We start from the raw sequence: 20,294 nt of genomic DNA, 5'->3' as shown, positions 1-20,294 counted from the left end.
CCTAATGCCTGATCTGCGCGAGGAAACGTTTGGTGCGATCTTCCTTCGGCCGCAGGAAAATGTCTTCGGCGCTGCCTTGTTCGATGACCAAGCCGCCATCGAGGAACACGACCTTGTCAGCGGCTTCGCGGGCGAAATTCATCTCATGGCTGGCGATCACCATGGTGATGCCGCGGGCACGCAGGTCCTTCACGACGGCGAGCACGCTGCCGACGAGTTCCGGGTCGAGCGCCGAGGTCGGCTCGTCCATCAGAATGATCTTGGGATTGAGCGCGAGTGAACGTGCAATGCCGATGCGTTGCTGCTGGCCGCCGGAGAGTTGTGCAGGATAGGACGCTGCCTTGTCGGGCAGGCCCACCAGCGCCAGCATCTCCGCGGCACGGGCATTGGCGTCGGCCGTGCTCATGCCGGCGACCTTGCGCAGGGCCAGCGTGATGTTCTTCTGTACGGTGAGGTGCGGATAGAGGTTGAAGCTCTGGAATACCATGCCGATCTGTCGCCGTGCGGCATTGATATCGGTGCGCGGCGACAGCAGGTCGACATTGTCCATGATGATGGAGCCGCCATCCGGCTCCTCCAGACGATTGCAGCAGCGCAGCAAGGTGCTCTTGCCCGAACCGGATGGGCCGATCAGAAAGACCAGCTTGCCCGGCTCAACCAGAAGATCGACGCCCTTCAGGACTTCGGTGGTGCCGAAGCTCTTCCGGACGCCGCGTGCTTCGAGCAGATAGCGGGGTACAGGCGCTGCTGCTGCCGAACTCATGAACAGGTCGGCTTCTGCTCGGTCGCGTCATAGCCGGCAACGCCCGGTGCGCCATAGCCGGGATAGATGGTGGTGGTCGCCGAACCGGCCTCCGGCTCGACACCGAACCATTTTACGTAGAGTTTCTTCAACGTGCCGTCCTGCTTCATGCAGACGAGTGCGTCTTCGAGCTTGTTGCGCAATTCAGTATTGCCGTTGCGCAGCGGCATGCTCCAGACGAGGCCCGTCTTGTAGAGAAAGGCATTCTTCAGCCGCGGATTGTTCTTCACGATCCAGGCGACGACGGTGGCGGCCGAGATGTTGGCTTCGGCACGGCCGGCGAGCACGGCCTGCGCCGCGTCGGTGCTGGTGGCGAAGGATTCCGACTTCCAGCCATATTTGGCGGCATTGTCGTTGACCCATTTCTCGTAGATCGCGCCTTTCTGCACGGCGATGGTCTTGCCGGAGAGATCTTCGAGCTTGGTGATGGGAGGTGCCGAAGCCAGCGTCATGAAACGATAGTCGGCGTCGACGAAGCCTTCCATGAACAGCAACTGCTGCGCGCGCTCGGGCGTGACAGTGACCACAGCAGCGAGGAAGTCGTAGGTGCCGGCCTGAAGCGCCGGAAGGAGACCGGCGAATTGCGCGCCTTCCACCGTGATCGGGCGTTTGATGCGCTTCGACATTTCATCAACGACGTCGATATTGAAGCCTTCAAGCCCGCCTGACAGTTTGGGCATGGCATGCGGCGCGAAGGTCGAGTCGATCGCCGACTTCAGCGGTTCCTGCGTCTGAGCGAATGCGGGGCTGGCCAAAGCCAGAAGCCCGGCGGCAAGGATCATTGCTTTCATCGAACACCTCCATTGGTGCGGCCAGGCCAAGCCGGCATCTGGCTCCGCAGTCCCTGTCATCAAGGCTAACGCAATTGCGCATCGGGGGGATATCCCATTTGGTGGACATCCTATACGCTCTCGCTGCAGCGCGGAAAAAATCGACTACAGACCCGGATGACAATGGAATGGACATTGCGACTTTGGTGATGACAGCCGTGGTGCTCCGTTGCGGCAATGTGCGCGAGGCCGCGCGCCAACTTGGACGCGCACCCAGTACGCTCTCGGCAGCGGTGAAACGGTTCGAGCGCTCCATTGCGGCGCCGCTGTTGAATCGCGTGGGTGCCGCGAGCTTTCTCACGCTCGAGGCGCGGCGCATGCTGGATGAGATCGAAGCCGCAGCGGACATCGCGATGGGGATGATCGCGCCCGATAGGGCAGGCGATGCAGCACGGGCTTTCTGCGCCGAGTGTGATGTCAGTCTCACGGCCTTGCAGCGTGTGGCATTGGTTGCGGAAACCGGCAGCGTTCGTCGTGCCGCACGCATCATCCGTCTCGGTCAGCCGCAACTCGCGCGACAGATTGCACGCGTTGAAGATGAACTCGGCAGCGTGTTGTTTCATCGCTCCCGTATCGGTGTCACGCCGACGCCGGCATGCCAGTTGCTGGTCACGTCGCTGGCCGAACTTGAAAAAACCATGCAGCGACTGTCACGGCGTGCGCGTGAGCGTTTTCGTTCGACCAATGCCACCATCAGGCTCGGGGCAGTGATGCCGCTCGGCCATGAAAGCAATGTCGCGCGGCTGCTGGCCTTTCTCGTCGCCGCCTGGCAGCGTGATCGGCCGACGCAGCCGCTGTTTGTCACCAATGGTACTGCCGAGGATCTGCTGACCGGCCTGAAAGACAAACGGTGCGACGTCGCGTTGATCGACAGCGACACGATCCCCGCCGATGTCTCGTCCCGCGCGCTGGTGCGATCGAAACTTGTGGTCGTTGGCGCGCGCGAGGTGCTGGGTGACCAGCCCGATGTCATGCGGGTGCTTCGCCAGCAACCGCTTGCGCTGCCCAGCCGACGCACTGGCCTTGGGCAGGCCGCTCACAGACTGCTCGCGCAATTGCTGCCTCAGGCAGAGATAGATGCGCTGACAATCACGGAAATCGACTCGATCCCGATCATCGCCAACCTGATGCTGGATTTCGGCTTCGTGTCCGTACTCCCCGAAAGCGCGCTCGTCTCGTTCGATGCACGCCTCGTGGCGCTGCCGGTTGATCCCGGGCTTGAACTTATCCTGTCGCTGGTCTGGGTGCAGACCGAAGGTGCACGGCGCGGCGCCCGCTCCATTCTTGCTGCCCTGCGTAACTATGCGCCGGCAACGCCAGCAGCCGCCATGATGGTCAACAGCGATTGATTTGAATGAGCGTGGCTACCCACTGCCGCTGACTATGAATTATAATTCTTGATCTTTTCCAATTTCGTGCATTATGCTGCAGAGATGCGAGCGCGGGTGGAGGGCAATGCTCCCACCTGGCGTCAATCTGCATTGGTAGGCCGGATCAACCGGTCATCAATTATTCCGAGGGGAGACGAGCCGATGACCACCAAGGGGTTTCTGCGTCCGTTGACGCGGCGCGCCATGCTGTCCGGGACCGCCGGTGCAGCAACATTCATTGCGACGTCGCCGCTTCATAGCCCGGCCATCGCGCAGAACGCGCCATTGAAGGTGGGGATGATGCTTCCCTACACCGGGACCTATGCGAAGCTTGGCCAGTTCATCGATGACGGCTTCCGCCTTTATGTCGAACAGAAGGGCGGCAAGCTCGGTGGGCGCGACATTGCGTTCGTGCAGGTGGACGATGAATCGAAGCCGGAAGCAGCCACCGACAACATGAACCGGCTGGTCGGCCGCGAGAAGGCTGACGTCGTTGTCGGCACCGTTCATTCCGGCGTGGCCATGGCCATGGTCAAGGTCGCGCGCGACACCAAGACGCTGCTGATCATTCCGAATGCTGGCGCCAATGATGCGACTGGTCCTGCTTGCGCGCCGAACATCTTCCGCACGTCGTTCTCGAACTGGCAGAGCACCTACCCGATGGGCAAGGTGATGGCCGATGCCGGCATCAAAAACGTGGTCACGATCACATGGCGTTACACGGCCGGTGCCGAGATGATCGGCGCCTTCGCTGAAAACTTCACCAAGAACGGTGGCAAGATCGTCGCGGACCTGACGGTGCCATTTCCGGAGGTGGAATTTCAGGCACTGATCACGCAGATCGCGCAGCTGAAGCCCGATGCCGTGTTCAGCTTCTTTGCAGGCGGTGGCGCGGTGAAATTCGTCAAGGACTATGCGGCGGCCGGCCTGAACAAGACCATTCCGCTTTATGGCGCGGGCTTTCTGACCGACGGTACCATCGAAGCGCAGGGTGAAGCCGCCAAGGGCATCAGGACGACGCTGCATTACGCCGACAATCTCGATAATCCCGCCAATCTCGCCTTCCTCAAAGCCTTTAAGGCCAAGACAGGCAAGGACGGCGATATCTACGCCGTACAGGGCTACGATGGCGCGGCGCTGTTGGATATCGGATTGACCGCCGTGGGCGGCGACTTCAATGCGCGCGACAAGATGATCGCGGCAATGGGAGCTGCGAAGATCGACAGCCCGCGCGGGCCGCTGTCCTTCAACAAGGCGCATAACCCGATCCAGAACATCTATCTGCGCGAGGTCCGCAACGGGCGTAACGAGATGATCTCGATCGCCCAGGCCGATGTCGACGATCCCGCGCGGGGCTGCAAGATGACCTGAAGCATCGTTGCGCGGTCCTTAGATGAAGATCGAATCGTCGAAGCCTGTTGTGTGCAATGCCGTCCGTGAAGGAGGTGGCGCTGCGCAGCCAGGTACGGCCTCATGCTTGATTGCGCCGGCGACTGAAGGTGGCCCGCCGTGGTTGGATTGATCTGATGGACCTCATCACACTAGGCGTTCAGTTGCTGAATGCGGTTCAGTATGGCGCAGTCCTGTTCCTTGTCGCGAGCGGTCTGACACTGGTGTTCGGCATCCTGGGGGTCATCAATCTCGCCCATGGCGCGTTCTATATGCTCGGCGCCTATCTGGCTTACTGGATCACGTTGATGACCGGCAGTTTTGTGGTCGCCTTGCTTGGCGGCGTGCTGGTTGCCTTCATCGCTGGCATTCTGCTTGAGGCCGTCTTCGTTCGTCTTCTCTATGGCCGGGATCATCTGGCACAGGTGCTGCTCAGCTTCGGCCTCATCCTGGTCATCGATGAAATCAGGCAGTTGCTGTTCGGCAAGGACGTGCATGCGGTTGCTCCGCCCGCGTGGTTGTCGGCGTCGATCCAGCTGACCGACAATCTGTCCTATCCGGTTTACCGGCTGGCGATCTGTGTGTTCTGCCTGATGGTGGCACTCGTCATCTTCTTCGTGATCACGCGCACCAAAATCGGCATGATCGTGCGGGCGGGCTCGGAAAATCGTGAGATGGCGCGCGTGCTCGGCATCAAGTTCGACCGGGTCAATCGCTACGTCTTCGCCGCCGGCATAGCGCTGGCGGCGCTCGGCGGCATCCTGATCGCGCCGATCTCGACAGTGTTTCCCGGCATGGGCGATGGCATGCTGATCCTGTCCTTTGTCGTGGTCGTGCTCGGCGGCATCGGTTCGGTCGCTGGCGCAGCCGTCGGCGCACTGCTGATCGGCCTCACAGATACGTTCGGAAAGGTGTTCTTTCCCAGCGTTTCCAGCATTCTGATCTATGTCGTGATGGCAGCCGTGTTGCTGTGGCGACCCAGCGGAATTCTCGGACGCCAGGATGCTTGATATGAGCATGCCCAATCTGCGGGTCCGATTGTTCGGCATCGCCTGTCTGGCTATGGCGATTGCGCTGCCATTCTATGTATCGACCTATTACACGCAGTTTTTTGCCAAGGCGCTCATCATGGGCATGCTGGCCATGTCACTGAATCTCGTGGTCGGCCATGGCGGTCTGGTGAACCTGTGCCATGCTGCCTTTTTCGGCCTTGCCGGATACGTGCTTGCGCTGTTGTCGCCTCGTTATGATGCGGCGTCGCTGTTAACGACGCTTCCAATTGCGATCCTGTGCTCCGGCACCGCGGCCCTGCTGATTGGCGCGTTGGTGCTGCGCACCCGCGGCGTCTATTTCATTATGGTGACGCTCGCCTTTGGCGAGATGCTGTTCTTCTTCTTCCACGATACCAAGTTCGCGGGTGGGTCGGATGGCATTTCCATCAACATCCGGCCCGAGATCGCCATTGCCGGCCGCCAATTGCTCGATCTCGACAAGCCCATGACTTTCTACTTTGTCGTGCTAGGCTTTCTGGTGGGTGTGATCGCTCTGCTCACAATCGTGGTCCGCTCACCGTTCGGGCGGGCGCTGGCTGCAGCCCGGGACAATGAGCGCCGGGCGCGGTCGCTCGGCTTTCCGATCTTTCGCCTCCGTCTGACGGCATTCACCCTGTCTGGTGCATTGGCCGGCGTCGCCGGTTATCTGGCCGCGGCCCAGTTCGGCTTCGTCGCGCCGCAGATGCTGGGATGGCATCAGTCGGCGACAATCCTGGTCATGGTGCTGATCGGTGGCTTGCGCTCGGTCACCGGGCCGCTCGTCGGTGCGCTGGTTCTGATCGGCATGGAAGAAGTGCTGAAGGCGCATCTCGACAACTGGAAGCTTGTCGAAGGCCTGATCATCATCGGCATCGTTATCCTGCTACCCAACGGTGTCCGGCAGATTTGGTCGATGGTGTTCGGGGCGTCGCCGCAACGCGCGGCCGAAATCAAGCCTGCAGCTGCGGAAGCCCGCCATGCATGACATTGCGCTGCGTGCCGCTGGATTGCAGAAGCGCTTCGGAGGCCTGCTGGCTGTTTCCGATGTGTCGATCGATATTCGCGCCGGCGAGATCCATGCGGTGATCGGCCCGAACGGTGCCGGAAAATCCACACTGATCAATCTGCTGGCCGGCGAACTTCTGCCAACCTCGGGTGAGGTCTTGCTGAATGGCGTGGATATCACCTCCTTATCGCCGGACCGCCGCGCACGCGCCGGCCTCGGCCGCGCCTATCAGAAGACGACCTTGTTTGCGCAATTCAGTGTGCATGAGAATGTGCGTCTTGCGGCGCAGGCCCGTTCAACCGCGCCGCTCCGGATGTTTGGCGGCACGCGGTGCGACCGGCCATATCTCCAGTTGGTCACCGACGCGATCGACCGGGTCGGGTTGTCCGCACGGTCGCAGATCATTGCCGATAAACTAAGTCACGGCGAACAGCGCCAGCTCGAAATCGCGATGGTGCTGGCGACCAATCCGCAGGTCATTCTGCTCGACGAGCCGCTGGCCGGCATGGGACCATCGGAAGCGCGAGGCATCATTGGATTGATCGCGTCGCTGAAGGCAGATCGTGCGCTGCTGGTGGTGGAGCACGACATGGATGCGGTGTTCGAACTCGCGGACCGGTTGACGGTGATGCAGGACGGTCGTGTCATCGCCACAGGTTTGCCGCAGGACGTGCGCGTGGATCCCGGCGTGCGCGCCGCCTATCTCGGTGCTAATGGAGGCATCACATGACGGCCTTGCTGCAGGTGGAAAAGCTCGATGCGTTTTATGGCGCCAGCCAGATTCTGCACGGCATCGATCTGACCTTCGCGCCGGGCGAGCAGGTCGCGCTGATCGGCCGCAACGGCATGGGCAAGACCACGCTGCTGCGTTCGCTGATGGGATTGATGCCGCTTTGCCGCGGCAGTTTGCGCTTCCATGGCCACGATATCCGCAATGCAGCGCCTGAAACGATCGCGCGATGCGGCATGGCGCTGGTGCCGGAGGGGAGGGGCATTTTCGGTTCGCTGTCGGTCACCGAAAATCTGGTGATGGCCGCGCGACAAGGAAATCATGGTCGTCAATCCTGGACCCTGCCGAAGATATTTGAGCTGTTTCCGCGTCTGCACGAACGCCGCAACAATGGAGGGCATCAACTGTCGGGAGGCGAGCAGCAGATGCTGACCATCGGTCGCGCGTTGATGACCAATCCCGATATGATCATGATCGATGAAGCCACCGAAGGTCTGGCACCACTGGTGGCGCAGTCGATCTGGCAGACGCTGGCGATCGTTCGGGGCGAGGGCATCGCGACCATTGTCGTTGACAAGGATTTTCGGAGTCTGGCGAAAGTCGCCGACCGAATGGTGATCCTGTCGAAGGGCTGCGTGGTGTTCGACGGAACGCCGGCGGCATTGGCCGCGCAGCCCGGCGTGCTGGAGCGCCATCTCGGCGTTTGAGCGATTAGGCCACGACGACGGTCAGCGCATCGTCATCGGCCGCAAGAATATTGTCGGAAAGCGGCTCCGGCCATTGCACGACCAGACAGCCGAACAGATCGTTGAGTTCTTCCCGGTCAATGACGTCATAAAAACAGGGCGTCGTTGCGCGCGCGATGAAGCTGTGCAGCAGGTGCGCGGCGTCGTAGTCATAGACGATGTCGCCGGGAACGCTTCCCGGCTTGCGCAGCAGGAAGGTTCGCAGGCTTGTCAGGCATGCCTGCCCGCCGTCTGTTGCGGCAAAGGAGAGCACGGCTGTCTGATGCGCGATGCGTGGTCCGTCCTGCATCCGGTCATACATCGGCAGCGCATTGGCGCTGATGACATCGGCGAGATCGCGGAAATCGTTTGAGATATCTTCGGCGTGCAGGGTATTGCGGATCGCCATCGCACCGACAGGATCGAAGCCGCGTGCTTGCAGAAGCTCGCCCAGTGTCACGACGCAGCGCTTCTCAGTCCGAAGGCCTGGGCATTGGTGTTCAACATACGCGACACCGCGCCGACCAGTTGCGCGGCAGCCTTGTCCTTGCTGAGACCGGCCGTATCGACAATGGCGGATGCGCGGGAATAAAGCGGTTCGCGGCTCAGCAGGATTGTGCGCAATTCCTGCATGGCGGAGCGGTCGTCGGCCATCGGGCGCAAGTCACCCTGGCGGCGGACGCGCGCCATATGCTCCTCGGGCTTGGCCTTGAGCCAGATCGTGTAGAACGACGACAATACCCGATCGAAGGTTACGGGTTCCGAGACGATGCCGCCGCCGGTCGCAAGGACGATGGGCTCCTTGCGTCCCAGCAGGCCGTTCAGCGCGGCCTGTTCCATGCGGCGAAAGCCCTCCTGTCCATAGAGGGCGATGATCTCGGCGACCGATAGTCCGTTGTGCTGCTCGATCTCCTTGTTGAGTTCGACGAAGCTCCAGCCGATCTTGTCCGCCAGCAATTTGCCGAGGGTCGATTTTCCGGCGCCGCGCAGCCCGATCAGGGCGATGCCGCTGAATGACATATAATTCTGGAACTGACCGTTCCCGCGTCCGGCGAGAACATCCTTGGCCTGGGCGATCTGGTTCGGTGTCGCGTTACGAACGAGGTCGCGAATGACCGGCCACTCTGTTGTCGGTTCGTCCGCCGGAATCAGATCTTCGAGATGGGCACCCATGGCGCCGGACACCCGGCGCAGCAGCACGATAGACACGTTGCCCTTGCCGCTTTCCAGCTGCGCGATGTAGCGCTCCGAAATCCCGGACACTTTCGCCAGCACCTTTCGCGACATGCCGCGCAGGCCGCGCATGGTGCGGACACGCTGGCCGAGCTGTTCAAGAAAGGCGGTTTCGGGATCGGCCTGGTCAGTCATGTGGCGTGCGTGCTCGCAGAGGATTTCAGGAAAGATAATTCCGGATGCGATTGACAGCAACCGGAGTTGGTGACTTTATATGAATTATAATTCAAAAAGACGATAGGGAGAGCACCGTGAGCAACGGTTGTGGAATCGCCCAAGGTGCAAACGCATCATGAGTGGGCCATCCAATTCTTACAATGCGGTGACCTGGCTTCTCGACCGCAACATCGATGAGGGCCGCGGCAGCAAGCTCGCCTTCACCGATACCGTGACCGAACTGACTTACGGCGACCTGCAGACCAAAAGCTGCCAACTGGCCAATCTGCTGAAGCGGCTCGGCGTCCGGCGCGAAGAACGCGTCGCGATGATCATGCTCGACACCGTCGACTTTCCGGTGGTGTTCCTCGGCGCGATCCGGGCCGGCATCGTCCCGGTGCCGCTCAATACCCTGCTGACTTCGGAGCAATATGCCTATGTGCTGGCCGATTGCCGGGCACGCGTGTTGTTCATTTCCGCGGCGCTTTTGCCGGCAGTGGACGACATGCTCGGTCGTCTGCCGGATCTTGAGCATGTGATTGTGGTCGGTGGCGCTGGCAATGGCCGCAAGAGTCTGGCCGATGAAGTCAGAAATGAGAGCACAAGCTTCACCACGGTCGCGACCCATGCGGACGAGCCTGCCTTCTGGTTATACTCGTCCGGATCCACGGGCATGCCGAAAGGCGTTCGCCATCTGCACGCCAGCCTGGAAGCAACGGCGACCACCTATGGCAAGCAGGTTCTCGGCATCCGCGAGGACGATGTCGGACTGTCTGCGGCCAAATTGTTCTTCGCCTACGGTCTCGGCAACGCCATGACATTTCCCATGTCGGTTGGCGCCACGACGGTGCTCAACCCGGAGCGACCCACGCCGGCCACCATGTTCGGCCTGATGCGCCGGTATCAGCCGAGCATCTTTTTCGGGGTGCCGACATTGTTCGCGGCGATGCTGAACGATGAGGGGTTCAAAACGGAAGCCCGCCTCCCGCGCCTGCGCATTTGCACCTCGGCTGGTGAAGCGCTGCCGGAGCCGGTGGGGAACGGCTGGAAGAGCCGCTTCGGCGTCGATATTCTCGATGGCGTCGGCTCAACCGAGCTGCTGCATATCTTTCTGTCGAATGCTCCCGGCGATATCAAATACGGCACGTCCGGCCGGCCGGTGCCAGGATATCGTGTGCGGCTCGTCGATGATGCTGGCCTCGATATAGCTGATGGAGAAATCGGCGAGTTGCTCGTCGATGCGCCGTCTGCCGGCGAGGGATACTGGAATCAGCGCAGCAAGAGTCGTCGCACCTTCGAAGGTCATTGGACGCGCACCGGTGACAAATATGTCCGCGACGCCGACGGGCGCTATACGTTCTGCGGACGTGCCGATGACATGTTCAAGGTGTCCGGCATCTGGGTGTCCCCGTTCGAGGTCGAGAGCGCGCTGATCGCGCATCCCGCCGTATCCGAAGCGGCGGTCGTGCCGGAGGCCGACGCCGAGGGGCTGTTGAAGCCGAAGGCCTTTGTGGTGCTGAAGCCGAATGCCGTGGTCGAGGGCCTGCGCGAATCCTTGAAGGATCACGTCAAGCAACGGATCGGTCCGTGGAAATATCCACGCTGGATCGAGGTTGTCGATTCCCTTCCCAAAACAGCCACCGGAAAAATCCAGCGCTTCAAATTGCGCGATGGAACGGCAGCCTGAAACCGAGAGATGGATGACAAGATGAGTGCATTGAAATCTGCGGGACGGCTGACCATCGGTGCATCCGAACTTGAATACCGCATGATCGGTCCGCAACCGGATGCAGCGCTGACCATCGTGCTGCTGCATGAAGGGCTGGGCTCGGTCGCGCTGTGGGGCGACTTCCCGGACAAGCTTCAGGCAGCGACCGGGGCCGGTGTCTTCGTCTATTCGCGCGCCGGCTACGGGTCCTCGACACCGGTGACGTTGCCGCGGCCACTCGATTACATGCATATGGAAGCGCTGGAAGTGTTGCCGCGACTGCTCGATGTCATCGGCTTTCGCCGCGGCTTGCTGGTCGGTCATTCCGATGGCGGATCCATCGCGACGATCTATGCCGGCGGCATTCAGGACCATCGCATCCGCGGCGTCTCGATGATCGCGCCGCATTTCGTCGTTGAGGATATCTCCGTAACGTCGATCGCCGAGATCAAGACGGCCTACGAACAGGGCGACCTGAAAGCCAAGTTGGCGCGCTGGCATGATGACGTCGACAACGCGTTCTATGGCTGGAATGGTGCATGGCTCGATCCGCAGTTCCGTGACTGGGATATTTCCGACTATCTCGCTTATGTGCGCGTGCCCGTGCAGATTTTGCAGGGCGCGGACGATCACTACGGCACCATGAAGCAGATCGAGATCGCCGAGGTCGAATGCTATTGCCCGGTGGATGTCGAGATCATTCCCGGCGCTGCGCATTCGCCCCATCGCGAAGCCCCCGAGGCAACCTTGCGGGCCGTGGCGGATTTCGCCAATCGCCTGCTGCATTTTCACGGCGAGGGCGAATTACGCGCTGCGTAAGCGGGCACGATCGTGACTGTCACTCCTTCTCTCGCGATGCCGCGCTGGCCCTATCGGCTCGGCAAGCAGACGAAGGCTGATCACGACACGCTGACGCAGGCCAAGGCGCTGGTCCCGCTGCGCTATGCCCGGTTCGTCCCGGCGGATGATCCGGCGTTGCGCTACGGGCTCGCGCTCAACGATGCCGGCTTCTTCTGGGAGGCTCACGAAATTCTCGAGGCTGTCTGGAAGGTCGCGCCGCAAAGAGGGCGCGACCGGATTCTGCTTCGCGCCTGTATTCAGGTTGCCAATGCCAATCTGAAACTCAGTCTGCAGCGGCCGCGCGCGGCACATCGATTGCTACAGGACGCACTGTCCGAACTCGATGAACTCGCCATGCGCCCGCCGGCGGGTATTGCCGGAAGCTTTTCCGAGCACTTTCCGGTCGCGATGCTGGCGTCTGCGCTCGCGCATCAACTGGCGGTCGAGGAGGCCGAGCGGGGTCCGGTCAAGATCACCGGAACATGAAAGAAAATGCATAATTCTATCGGATTTCCCTAGACGCCCTCAATATCATGAATTATTGTGCATATAACCAAGGCGCACGGCGCATAAATCAAGACTGTCAAAGGGTGGAGCATGGCCGCAGAGCAACGCGTTCTCTCGAACGGCGCCAAATTTATCGACTTCCAAACCGATCCGTCGCGCTACCGCCACTGGAAGCTCAGTGTTGATAACGACGTGGCGACGCTCACCATGGATGTCGATGAGAATGGCGGTCTGTTCGAGGGCTATCAGCTCAAACTGAATTCCTACGATCTTGGCGTCGATATCGAACTGGCGGATGCCGTGCAGCGGCTTCGTTTTGAATATCCCGAGGTCAAGGTCGTGCTGCTGCGCTCTGGCAAGAACCGCGTGTTCTGCGCTGGCGCCAATATCCGCATGCTGGCCGGCGCTACTCATGCTCACAAAGTCAATTTTTGCAAATTCACCAATGAGACTCGCAACGGCTTTGAAGACTCGAGCGAAAATTCCGGCCAGCGCTTCATTTCGGTGATCAACGGGACAGCTGCAGGCGGCGGCTATGAACTGGCGCTGGCCACCGATCACATTATCATGGCAGACGATGGATCGGCGGCGGTGGCGCTGCCGGAAGTGCCGTTGCTGGCGGTGCTGCCGGGCACTGGCGGTCTGACGCGCGTGGTCGACAAGCGCAAGGTGCGCCGCGATCACGCAGATTACTTCTGCACGATCGAGGAAGGCATCAAAGGCAAGCGCGCAGTGGCGTGGCGGCTGGTCGATGACATCATTCCGAACAGCAAGCTTGAAGCCAAGGTCGCGGAGCGGGCCAAAGAGTTTCTGGCGACGTCGAAACGTAGTGGCGCCGGCGATGGTCTCAAGCTGGCACCGCTGAATCGCCGCTTCGATGACAGCGGTATTCGTTACGGTCTGGTCAATGTCGATATCAATCGCGCAGAGCGAATTGCTACCATCTCGATTAAAGCGCCTGACGCGGCGGCGCCGTCGGATGTCGAGAGCATGATGGCGCAGGGCGCTTCCTTCTGGCCGCTGCAGGTGGCGCGCGAGCTGGACGACGCCATTCTGCATCTGCGAATCAATGAACTCGAGACAGCCATGCTGGTGTTCAAGTCGCATGGCGAAGGCGCCAATGTGCTGGCTCATGACGCCTTCCTCGAAACGCACAAGGCGCATTGGCTGGTCAACGAGATCCGGCAATACTGGAAGCGGGTGTTGAAGCGCATCGATGTGACCTCGCGCACGCTGGTGACGCTGGTCGAGCCGGGCTCGTGCTTTGTCGGCACCTTGGCCGAACTCGTCTTCGCTGCGGACCGCTCCTACATGCTGGTCGGCCAAAAGCAGGGCGACAACCGCGCGCCGCCGGCCATCGTATTGAGCGCGATGAATTTCGGACCTTACCCGATGAGCCACGGGTTGACGCGGCTGCAGTCGCGCTTCCAGGCCGATCCGGAAGATGTCACCCGCGCGAAAGCGAGGATCGGCGAGCCGCTCGATGCGGAAACCGCCGAGCAGCTCGGGCTCGTCACCTTCGCGCTCGATGACATCGACTGGGATGACGAGGTGCGTGTGTTCTTCGAAGAACGCTGCAGCTTCTCACCCGACAGCCTCACGGGCATGGAAGCCAATCTGCGATTTGTCGGGCCGGAGACGATGGAATCGAAAATCTTCTCGCGGCTGACGGCCTGGCAGAACTGGATCTTCCAGCGGCCCAATGCGGTCGGTGAGAACGGCGCGCTTGGACGTTACGGCACCGGCCAGAAGGCGCAGTTCGACATGACACGCGTGTAGCGTCCGCAACTGGAACAGCGCGGCCATGTGTCACTCTTTGGATAAATGCAAGTCGGTGGCTTGCCCAATTCGAACGATCAGAAATACAGCGGGAGATCCCAGTCATGAACATCATGAATGTCGACTACAGCACGAAGATTCCGAACAACGTGAATCTGGCCGAGGATCGCCAGGTGCTCAAGGCGCTGGAGGGATGGCATCCCGGCTATCTCGATTGGTGGAACGACATGGGGCCTGAAGGTTTTCAGGAATCCCTCGTCTATTTGCGCACCGCGATATCCGTCGATCCCAAAGGCTGGGCCAAGTTCGACTATGTGAAGATGCCTGAATATCGCTGGGGCGTGTTGCTGGCGCCCCAGGACACCGAGCGCAAGGTGAACTTCGGACGACATATGGGCGAACCCGCCTGGCAGGAAGTGCCCGGCGAATATCGCGCGATGCTCCGACGCCTCGTTGTCATTCAGGGTGACACTGAACCGGCCTCGGTGGAGCAGCAGCGTCATCTCGGTCAGACCGCGCCGTCGCTCTACGACTTGCGCAACCTGTTCCAGGTGAATGTGGAGGAGGGCCGCCATCTCTGGGCAATGGTCTATCTGCTGCAGAAATATTTCGGCCGTGACGGCCGCGAAGAGGCCGACGATCTTCTCCGTCGCCGCTCGGGAGATGCCGATGCGCCGCGCATGCTCGGTGCATTCAATGAGGCGACGCCGGACTGGTTGTCCTTCTTCATGTTCACCTTCTTTACCGATCGCGATGGCAAGATGCAGTTGGAGAGTCTGGCGCAATCCGGCTTCGACCCGCTGTCGCGGACCTGCCGCTTCATGCTGACGGAGGAGGCGCATCATATGTTCGTCGGCGAGACCGGCGTCGGCCGCGTGCTGCAGCGAACCTGCGAAGCGATGAAGGCGGCGGGGATCGAGGATCCCAACGCTATCGAAAAAATTCGTGCGCTCGGCGTGATCGACCTGCCGACCATGCAGAAGAAGATCAACCTGCACTATTCGCTGTCGCTCGATCTGTTCGGCTCGGAAGTTTCGACCAATGCTGCGAATTTCTACAATTCCGGACTGAAGGGCCGCTTCCAGGAGACCAAGATCGAGGACGATCACCAGCTCACCAACGACATCTATCAGGTCCTGAAATTCGTCGATGGCGAAATCAAGCTGGTCGACGAGCCGGCGCTGACCGCGCTCAACATGCGCCTGCGCGACGATTACACCGCGGATTGTGCCAAGGGCGTCGAGCGCTGGAACAAGATCATCGAGAAAGCTGGCGTCAATTTCCGTTTCGATTTGCCTCACACCGCATTCCATCGCCAGATCGGTGAATTCCGCGATGTGAACGCTTCGCCGAAGGGCATCATCATGAGCGATGCCGCCTGGGCGAAAGCCAGGAACGACTATCTGCCGTCTGTTGACGACGGTGATTTCATCGCGTCGTTGATGACGGCGGTCAGCGAGCCCGGCAAGTTCGCCAGCTGGATATCGGCGCCGAAGGTCGGCATCGATAACAAGCCGGGCGACTTCGAATACGTAAAGATTGCGGCCTGAAACGAGCGGACGCGGCGGAGGGATTTCCAGCTCCCCCCGTCGCTGTCAGTCCTCGATGGCACGTGTGGGATTTGCCATGAACGCCCCTTTCAAACAGCATCTGATCGATCCAGAAATCTGCATCAGGTGCAACACCTGCGAAGAGAGCTGCCCGGTCGATGCGGTGACGCATGACGACAACAACTATGTCGTCAACGCAGAGATCTGCAATTACTGCATGGATTGCATCTCGCCGTGTCCGACCGGCGCGATCGACAACTGGCGCGTCGTCGCGGCGCCGTATTCGCTCGACGAGCAGTTCTCCTGGAGTGACTTGCCGGCGCAGGAGGAGATCGCGGATAATAGCGCTGGTGCGGGCGCCATCGAAGCACTCGAGGATGAAATCGGCGCGTTGCTCGAAGAAGCGCGCAGGGGGCTGGGCGGCAAGCCCGTCGCGCCGCCGTCCTCCAGCAAGGCGTCGGTTAATCTCTACAATCGCGGCAAACCCGCGTTGGCAACCGTGACCGGCAATTTCCGGCTCACCCACGCGACGGCCGACTCCGACGTGCGCCATATCATTCTGGATTTCGGCGAGCAGCCGTTTCCCATCCTCGAAGGCCAGAGCATCGGTATCGTCGTGCCGGGCCTGGGCGCGGACGGCAAGCCGCATCAGGTGCGGCTCTATTCGATCGCCAGTTCGCGCGATGGAGAGAAGCCGAATACCAACAATCTGGCGCTGACCGTGAAGCGTGAAGTCGGTGGGCTGTGCTCGAATTATCTCTGTGATCTGCCGCGTGGCGCAAAGGTCGAAGTCACCGGGCCATTCGGTGCCACCTTCCTGCTGCCGAACGATCCGTCGGCGAATGTTCTCATGGTCTGTACCGGCACAGGCTCTGCGCCATTCCGCGGCTTCACGGAGCGTCGGCGCCGCGCGATGCCTGGCGCGCCCGGGCGGCTGCTCCTGTTCTTCGGTGCGCGCCGCCCCGAGGAGCTGCCCTATTTCGGTCCGCTGCAAAAGGTCCCAGAGGAGTTGCTGGGCAAGCACTTCTGCTATTCGCGCGTGCCGGGCGAGCGACGGATCTATGTGCAGGATCGTATCCGCAGCGAAGCTGCAGCGATCACGTCGCTGCTGCGCGACGTGCAGACCCACGTCTATATCTGCGGGTTGAAAGGCATGGAAAGTGGCGTTGAAGAGGCCTTCGCCGATATTTGCCGCGCCGCGTCGATGGATTGGTCGGATCTGAAAGCGGCGATGCGCGGCGGTGGAAGATATCACGTCGAGACTTACTGATCGATGTTGCATCCGATCCGAGCCGGCAACAACCGGTTCGATTGAACAGCCCGAATAAGAACAAAGACGGGTACGTTATGGGGGAGAGAAGCGATGGTTCTGGACCACGACAATGCGGCTGGCTCAGGCAGTCCATTTTTTCTGACGCCGTCGGTTGACGCAGAACAGCGATCCGACGGTACGATCCTTCTTCGATCCGATACAGCACTGCGCCCCTATGCGCGTTGTGTCGGGGACTGGTTTGAACATTGGGCACAACAGGTGCCGGAGCGGATCTTTCTGGCAGAGCGGTCCAGTCCGGATGTGCCTTGGGTGACGCTAAGCTATGCCGAGACGCTTCGACGGGTGCGCGGCGCGGGTAGCTGGATTCTTGCACAGGAGATGAGTGCGCAGCGGCCCCTCGCAGTGCTATCGGACAACGGCATCGAGCATGCCGTTCTGGCCCTGGCAGCGATGCATGTCGGTGTGCCCGTTGCTGCGATTTCCCCGGCCTATTCGCTGATGTCGAAGGATTTCGAAAAGCTGCGTGGCGCGATCCGGCTTCTTGATCCCGGTGCCATCTACGTCTCGAACTTGCATCAGTTCGGTCCGGCCCTCGCTGCGATAGGCCCGTTTCACACTGCCGCCATCATCGGCGGTGGCGCGGCTGCCGGAGCGGGATACTCATATGCCGATGTGATCACGACGCCGGTGAGCGCAGCGATCTATCATGCCTTCGCAGCGGTCGATGCCGATACGATCGCCAAATTCCTGTTCACGTCGGGATCGACCGGCGCGCCGAAGGCGGTCATCAATACCCAGCGCATGTTGACCTCGAGCCAGCAGGCCAAGGCACAGACCTGGCCGTTTCTCGAAGCGCCGCAGAGCGAACTCGTTCTTCTCGACTGGCTGCCCTGGAGTCATACCTTCGGCGGAAATCACAATTTCAATATGGTGCTGCGCAACGGCGGAACGCTGTACATCGACAGCGGCAAGCCCGCGCCCGGATTGTTCGTGACGTCGATCGCCAATCTGCGCAGCGTCATGCCGACGGTCTATTTCAACGTGCCGCGTGGCTTTGACATGCTTATTGCAGCCCTGCGGAAGGACGATGGGTTACGAGAGCGATTCTTCAGCGAGGTGAAGTTCGTCTTCTATGCCGGTGCGGCTCTGCCGCAGAGCACGTGGTCGGCGCTGGAGACACTTTCCATCGAGACAATCGGGCGCCCGCTGCCGATGGTCTCCGCCTGGGGATCGACGGAAACATCGCCACTCGCGACCGATTGTCATTTTCAGGCGCCAAGATCAGGCAATATCGGCGTGCCAATTCCCGGTACGGAGCTAAAGCTCGTGCCGTCGGACGGCAAGTTGGAGGTACGGGTGCGCGGGCCCAACGTAACGCCGGGCTACTGGAAGGCGCCGGACCTCACCGCGAAGGCTTTTGATGCGGACGGCTTCTATCTGATCGGCGACGCCGTTGCATTTGCAGACCCGACCCATCCGGAGCAGGGTTTGCTGTTCGACGGACGCATCGCCGAGGATTTCAAGCTGACATCGGGTACATGGGTCAACGTCGGAACGTTGCGCGTGGCGGGAATCTCCGCGTTGGCGCCGCTGGTTCAGGATATCGTCGTGGCCGGCCATGGCGGCGAGGATGTGCGATTTCTTCTCGTTCCCAATCTGGCTGCCTGCCGTGCGGTGTCCGGCCTGCCGGAAACAGCGAGCATCGATGCCGTGCTTGACTGTGAAAATGTGCGTTCGTCCATAGGGGAAGGGCTCGCAAGACTGAAGGCGTCAGGCGGAGGGTCTTCCACCTATGCAACTTGCGCGCTTTTGCTGGCAGAGCCGCTATCTGTCGATGGCGGCGAGATTACTGACAAGGGCTACGTCAACCAGCGCGCCGTTCTGGCGCGCCGCGTAGCCGACGTGGAAGACCTGAACAGAGAGTTCTCAGGCCGCTTGATAATCTGCGCGAGTGTCGAGCAATACGCCCGTCATGCCTAGCCGGGATGTCCAGAACTCGAACGATGCATTGGGACAATAAAATATCGCGTTGATGGTGAAGGCAACAGGTCGAGCGACCGCACGCGAGACTTTGCCGATGCGATCAACTGTCACATGCCGTGTCATGTCGTCGTCACACACCAGCGCGGGCGCCGTGGTCAAATATAGCGCTCTTCCCCAGAGCACATGGACCGGCGCGAGGGCATTCGCGCGCTCCACGAGGTCGCCTTTCCCTCCAGGAGGCGACCTCGTTTGTTTCCGATGAACGGCTCATGCGGAGTGTTCGCGAAACGTGTCCGATCCGCATGCGTGTTAAATTGCACTGAGTTCTACTCCTGGTGCAGACCGGACTCTTCTCACGCAGTGAGATTTCACACGACACACACGGCGACTCCCGGCGCTGCACGTCGTTGCATCATTCTGGTCTGTCAGGACCCAACGAAGAAACGTTGATGCGACGGATCGGAAAATTTGAAATCCTATTCCGCCGATCGCTCGAACTATGAAGTTTCTTCTCAGGCAAACTGAGTATGATGACCGCGATCCGCAATCGGATTGCGCGGTGCCGATGCTATCGTTCCGTCAAGCACATCGACTGGACAGAGCGAGCAATAGTAATGCGGACGATTGGTTTGATTGGTGGAATGAGCTGGGAAAGTACTGCTGTTTACTATCGCCGGCTGAATGAGCAAGTCCGCGCCGAACTCGGTGGGCTCCACTCCGCGGATATTCTGATGCGTTCGATCAACTTCGACGCGATTGTCAGCTTGCAGAAACAAGGGCGTTGGGACGAGGCCTGTCAGGTTCTCGCTGACATCGCACGCGATCTGGAAGGAGGCGGTGCTGGTTGCATTCTGATCTGCACGAATACAATGCACAAGCTTGCCGACGAAGTGCAGCAGGCAGTGTCGATCCCGCTTCTTCACATTGCCGACGTTACCGGCGCTGCCGTGAAGGCTGCAGGGCTGCAGCGGCCGCTACTTCTGGCAACGCGCTACACGATGGAACAGGACTTCTATGTGACGCGATTGCGCGAGGGGTTCGGGCTAAATCCCGTTATTCCGGCTGAGGCCGATCGTGTGTTCATTCACGACATCATCTTCGATGAACTATGCCAAGGCGTTGTTCGCGAGGATTCGCGCCGTCTCTATCTCGATGCGATTGCACGAGGAAAAGAGCGTGGCGCTGACGGCGTAATTCTTGGTTGTACCGAGATCTGTCTCCTGGTCGGCCCCGAGCACATCGATCTTCCAGTCTTCGATTCAACGATTCTTCATGCGGATGCGGCGCTCGCCTTTTCCATGGCGAAGGAAGAACCGCGACCACGTGCTGCATGACATCGGCGTGATTGTTCTTTGGATTGGCATCGATCTTGCTGGTCTCCC

At 60.4% G+C, this 20,294-nt stretch carries 18 protein-coding genes; 14 read left to right on the top strand and 4 right to left on the bottom strand.

Going from position 1 to position 20,294, the window contains the following annotated elements; genetic code table 11:
• Window position 1 precedes the first annotated feature (1 nt).
• Together AB8B20_RS14195 and AB8B20_RS14190 are read right to left on the bottom strand one after the other, a co-directional pair.
• The gene (locus AB8B20_RS14195; protein WP_439074928.1) at window positions 2-763 is read right to left on the bottom strand and encodes an amino acid ABC transporter ATP-binding protein; all 762 of its coding nucleotides are present in this window, start codon (window positions 761-763) and stop codon (window positions 2-4) included.
• Window positions 760-1,593 carry a transporter substrate-binding domain-containing protein gene (locus tag AB8B20_RS14190; protein ID WP_439074930.1) on the bottom strand — a complete coding sequence of 278 codons (834 nt, stop codon included), beginning with the start codon at window positions 1,591-1,593 and terminating at the stop codon, window positions 760-762. Before AB8B20_RS14190 ends, AB8B20_RS14195 begins: the two co-directional genes overlap by 4 nt.
• Before the next feature lie 167 nt (window positions 1,594-1,760).
• Here AB8B20_RS14190 and AB8B20_RS14185 point away from each other — a divergent pair, with 167 nt between their 5' ends.
• From AB8B20_RS14185 to AB8B20_RS14160, 6 genes are all read left to right on the top strand, one after another.
• A complete protein-coding gene (locus AB8B20_RS14185; protein WP_439074932.1) occupies window positions 1,761-2,981 on the top strand; it encodes a LysR family transcriptional regulator in 1,221 nt (406 codons plus the stop codon).
• A gap of 183 nt (window positions 2,982-3,164) precedes the next feature.
• Window positions 3,165-4,373: an ABC transporter substrate-binding protein gene (locus tag AB8B20_RS14180; protein ID WP_309943629.1), complete on the top strand. Its 1,209-nt coding sequence runs from the start codon at window positions 3,165-3,167 to the stop codon at window positions 4,371-4,373.
• Between the two features lie 155 nt (window positions 4,374-4,528).
• Window positions 4,529-5,401, top strand: coding sequence for a branched-chain amino acid ABC transporter permease (locus tag AB8B20_RS14175; RefSeq protein WP_439074935.1), 873 nt, complete (start codon window positions 4,529-4,531; stop codon window positions 5,399-5,401).
• A gap of 1 nt (window position 5,402) precedes the next feature.
• Complete coding sequence (locus AB8B20_RS14170; protein WP_439074937.1) at window positions 5,403-6,407, top strand: branched-chain amino acid ABC transporter permease; 1,005 nt, start codon at window positions 5,403-5,405, stop codon at window positions 6,405-6,407.
• Window positions 6,400-7,158 carry an ABC transporter ATP-binding protein gene (locus AB8B20_RS14165; protein WP_439074938.1) on the top strand — a complete coding sequence of 253 codons (759 nt, stop codon included), beginning with the start codon at window positions 6,400-6,402 and terminating at the stop codon, window positions 7,156-7,158. The genes AB8B20_RS14170 and AB8B20_RS14165 overlap by 8 nt, the downstream gene beginning before the upstream one ends.
• Complete coding sequence (locus AB8B20_RS14160; protein WP_439074940.1) at window positions 7,155-7,865, top strand: ABC transporter ATP-binding protein; 711 nt, start codon at window positions 7,155-7,157, stop codon at window positions 7,863-7,865. The genes AB8B20_RS14165 and AB8B20_RS14160 overlap by 4 nt, the downstream gene beginning before the upstream one ends.
• A gap of 4 nt (window positions 7,866-7,869) precedes the next feature.
• Here the strand turns inward: AB8B20_RS14160 and AB8B20_RS14155 are convergent, their stop codons facing one another.
• Together AB8B20_RS14155 and AB8B20_RS14150 are read right to left on the bottom strand one after the other, a co-directional pair.
• Entirely contained in the window at window positions 7,870-8,343 is a 474-nt protein-coding gene (locus AB8B20_RS14155) for a hypothetical protein (RefSeq protein ID WP_093756982.1), read from the bottom strand.
• Entirely contained in the window at window positions 8,340-9,251 is a 912-nt protein-coding gene (locus AB8B20_RS14150) for a helix-turn-helix transcriptional regulator (protein WP_439074942.1), read from the bottom strand. Before AB8B20_RS14150 ends, AB8B20_RS14155 begins: the two co-directional genes overlap by 4 nt.
• A 157-nt stretch (window positions 9,252-9,408) precedes the next feature.
• Here AB8B20_RS14150 and AB8B20_RS14145 point away from each other — a divergent pair, with 157 nt between their 5' ends.
• The 8 genes from AB8B20_RS14145 to AB8B20_RS14110 all read left to right on the top strand — a co-directional run bounded on the left by AB8B20_RS14145 (window position 9,409) and on the right by AB8B20_RS14110 (window position 20,246).
• Complete coding sequence (locus AB8B20_RS14145; RefSeq protein WP_439074943.1) at window positions 9,409-10,959, top strand: benzoate-CoA ligase family protein; 1,551 nt, start codon at window positions 9,409-9,411, stop codon at window positions 10,957-10,959.
• A gap of 21 nt (window positions 10,960-10,980) precedes the next feature.
• The gene (locus AB8B20_RS14140) at window positions 10,981-11,799 is read left to right on the top strand and encodes an alpha/beta fold hydrolase (protein WP_439074945.1); all 819 of its coding nucleotides are present in this window, start codon (window positions 10,981-10,983) and stop codon (window positions 11,797-11,799) included.
• Window positions 11,800-11,811: 12 nt separating this feature from the next.
• Window positions 11,812-12,306 carry a DUF309 domain-containing protein gene (locus AB8B20_RS14135; protein WP_439074947.1) on the top strand — a complete coding sequence of 165 codons (495 nt, stop codon included), beginning with the start codon at window positions 11,812-11,814 and terminating at the stop codon, window positions 12,304-12,306.
• Window positions 12,307-12,417: 111 nt separating this feature from the next.
• Complete coding sequence (gene boxC, locus AB8B20_RS14130; RefSeq protein WP_439074948.1) at window positions 12,418-14,106, top strand: 2,3-epoxybenzoyl-CoA dihydrolase; 1,689 nt, start codon at window positions 12,418-12,420, stop codon at window positions 14,104-14,106.
• 104 nt (window positions 14,107-14,210) lie between these two features.
• Window positions 14,211-15,656 carry a benzoyl-CoA 2,3-epoxidase subunit BoxB gene (gene boxB / locus AB8B20_RS14125; RefSeq protein ID WP_120286981.1) on the top strand — a complete coding sequence of 482 codons (1,446 nt, stop codon included), beginning with the start codon at window positions 14,211-14,213 and terminating at the stop codon, window positions 15,654-15,656.
• 76 nt (window positions 15,657-15,732) lie between these two features.
• Window positions 15,733-16,926 (top strand): benzoyl-CoA 2,3-epoxidase subunit BoxA, encoded by a 1,194-nt coding sequence (gene boxA / locus AB8B20_RS14120; protein WP_439074950.1) that lies wholly within the window; start codon window positions 15,733-15,735, stop codon window positions 16,924-16,926.
• A gap of 93 nt (window positions 16,927-17,019) precedes the next feature.
• Window positions 17,020-18,909, top strand: coding sequence for a feruloyl-CoA synthase (locus AB8B20_RS14115; protein ID WP_439074952.1), 1,890 nt, complete (start codon window positions 17,020-17,022; stop codon window positions 18,907-18,909).
• A 617-nt stretch (window positions 18,910-19,526) separates the two neighbouring features.
• Entirely contained in the window at window positions 19,527-20,246 is a 720-nt protein-coding gene (locus AB8B20_RS14110; protein ID WP_439075067.1) for an aspartate/glutamate racemase family protein, read from the top strand.
• Window positions 20,247-20,294: the final 48 nt, after the last annotated feature.

This window comes from Tardiphaga sp. 866_E4_N1_4 (assembly GCF_052076075.1).
Lineage (GTDB): Bacteria > Pseudomonadota > Alphaproteobacteria > Rhizobiales > Xanthobacteraceae > Tardiphaga > Tardiphaga robiniae.
This window is presented reverse-complemented; position numbering and strand designations above follow the sequence as displayed.

Excerpts from the sequence above, each read along its gene's own strand:
- boxC (WP_439074948.1), top strand. The coding sequence starts at position 12,418 with ATGGCCGCAGAGCAACGCGTTCTCTCGAACGGCGCCAAATTTATCGAC.
- AB8B20_RS14150 (WP_439074942.1), bottom strand. The coding sequence starts at position 9,251 with ATGACTGACCAGGCCGATCCCGAAACCGCCTTTCTTGAACAGCTCGGC.
- AB8B20_RS14195 (WP_439074928.1), bottom strand. The coding sequence starts at position 763 with ATGAGTTCGGCAGCAGCAGCGCCTGTACCCCGCTATCTGCTCGAAGCA.
- AB8B20_RS14180 (WP_309943629.1), top strand. The coding sequence starts at position 3,165 with ATGACCACCAAGGGGTTTCTGCGTCCGTTGACGCGGCGCGCCATGCTG.
- AB8B20_RS14110 (WP_439075067.1), top strand. The coding sequence starts at position 19,527 with ATGCGGACGATTGGTTTGATTGGTGGAATGAGCTGGGAAAGTACTGCT.
- AB8B20_RS14185 (WP_439074932.1), top strand. The coding sequence starts at position 1,761 with ATGGACATTGCGACTTTGGTGATGACAGCCGTGGTGCTCCGTTGCGGC.
- AB8B20_RS14170 (WP_439074937.1), top strand. The coding sequence starts at position 5,403 with ATGAGCATGCCCAATCTGCGGGTCCGATTGTTCGGCATCGCCTGTCTG.
- AB8B20_RS14165 (WP_439074938.1), top strand. The coding sequence starts at position 6,400 with ATGCATGACATTGCGCTGCGTGCCGCTGGATTGCAGAAGCGCTTCGGA.
- AB8B20_RS14190 (WP_439074930.1), bottom strand. The coding sequence starts at position 1,593 with ATGAAAGCAATGATCCTTGCCGCCGGGCTTCTGGCTTTGGCCAGCCCC.
- boxB (WP_120286981.1), top strand. The coding sequence starts at position 14,211 with ATGAACATCATGAATGTCGACTACAGCACGAAGATTCCGAACAACGTG.
- AB8B20_RS14175 (WP_439074935.1), top strand. The coding sequence starts at position 4,529 with ATGGACCTCATCACACTAGGCGTTCAGTTGCTGAATGCGGTTCAGTAT.
- AB8B20_RS14160 (WP_439074940.1), top strand. The coding sequence starts at position 7,155 with ATGACGGCCTTGCTGCAGGTGGAAAAGCTCGATGCGTTTTATGGCGCC.
- boxA (WP_439074950.1), top strand. The coding sequence starts at position 15,733 with ATGAACGCCCCTTTCAAACAGCATCTGATCGATCCAGAAATCTGCATC.
- AB8B20_RS14140 (WP_439074945.1), top strand. The coding sequence starts at position 10,981 with ATGAGTGCATTGAAATCTGCGGGACGGCTGACCATCGGTGCATCCGAA.
- AB8B20_RS14145 (WP_439074943.1), top strand. The coding sequence starts at position 9,409 with ATGAGTGGGCCATCCAATTCTTACAATGCGGTGACCTGGCTTCTCGAC.
- AB8B20_RS14115 (WP_439074952.1), top strand. The coding sequence starts at position 17,020 with ATGGTTCTGGACCACGACAATGCGGCTGGCTCAGGCAGTCCATTTTTT.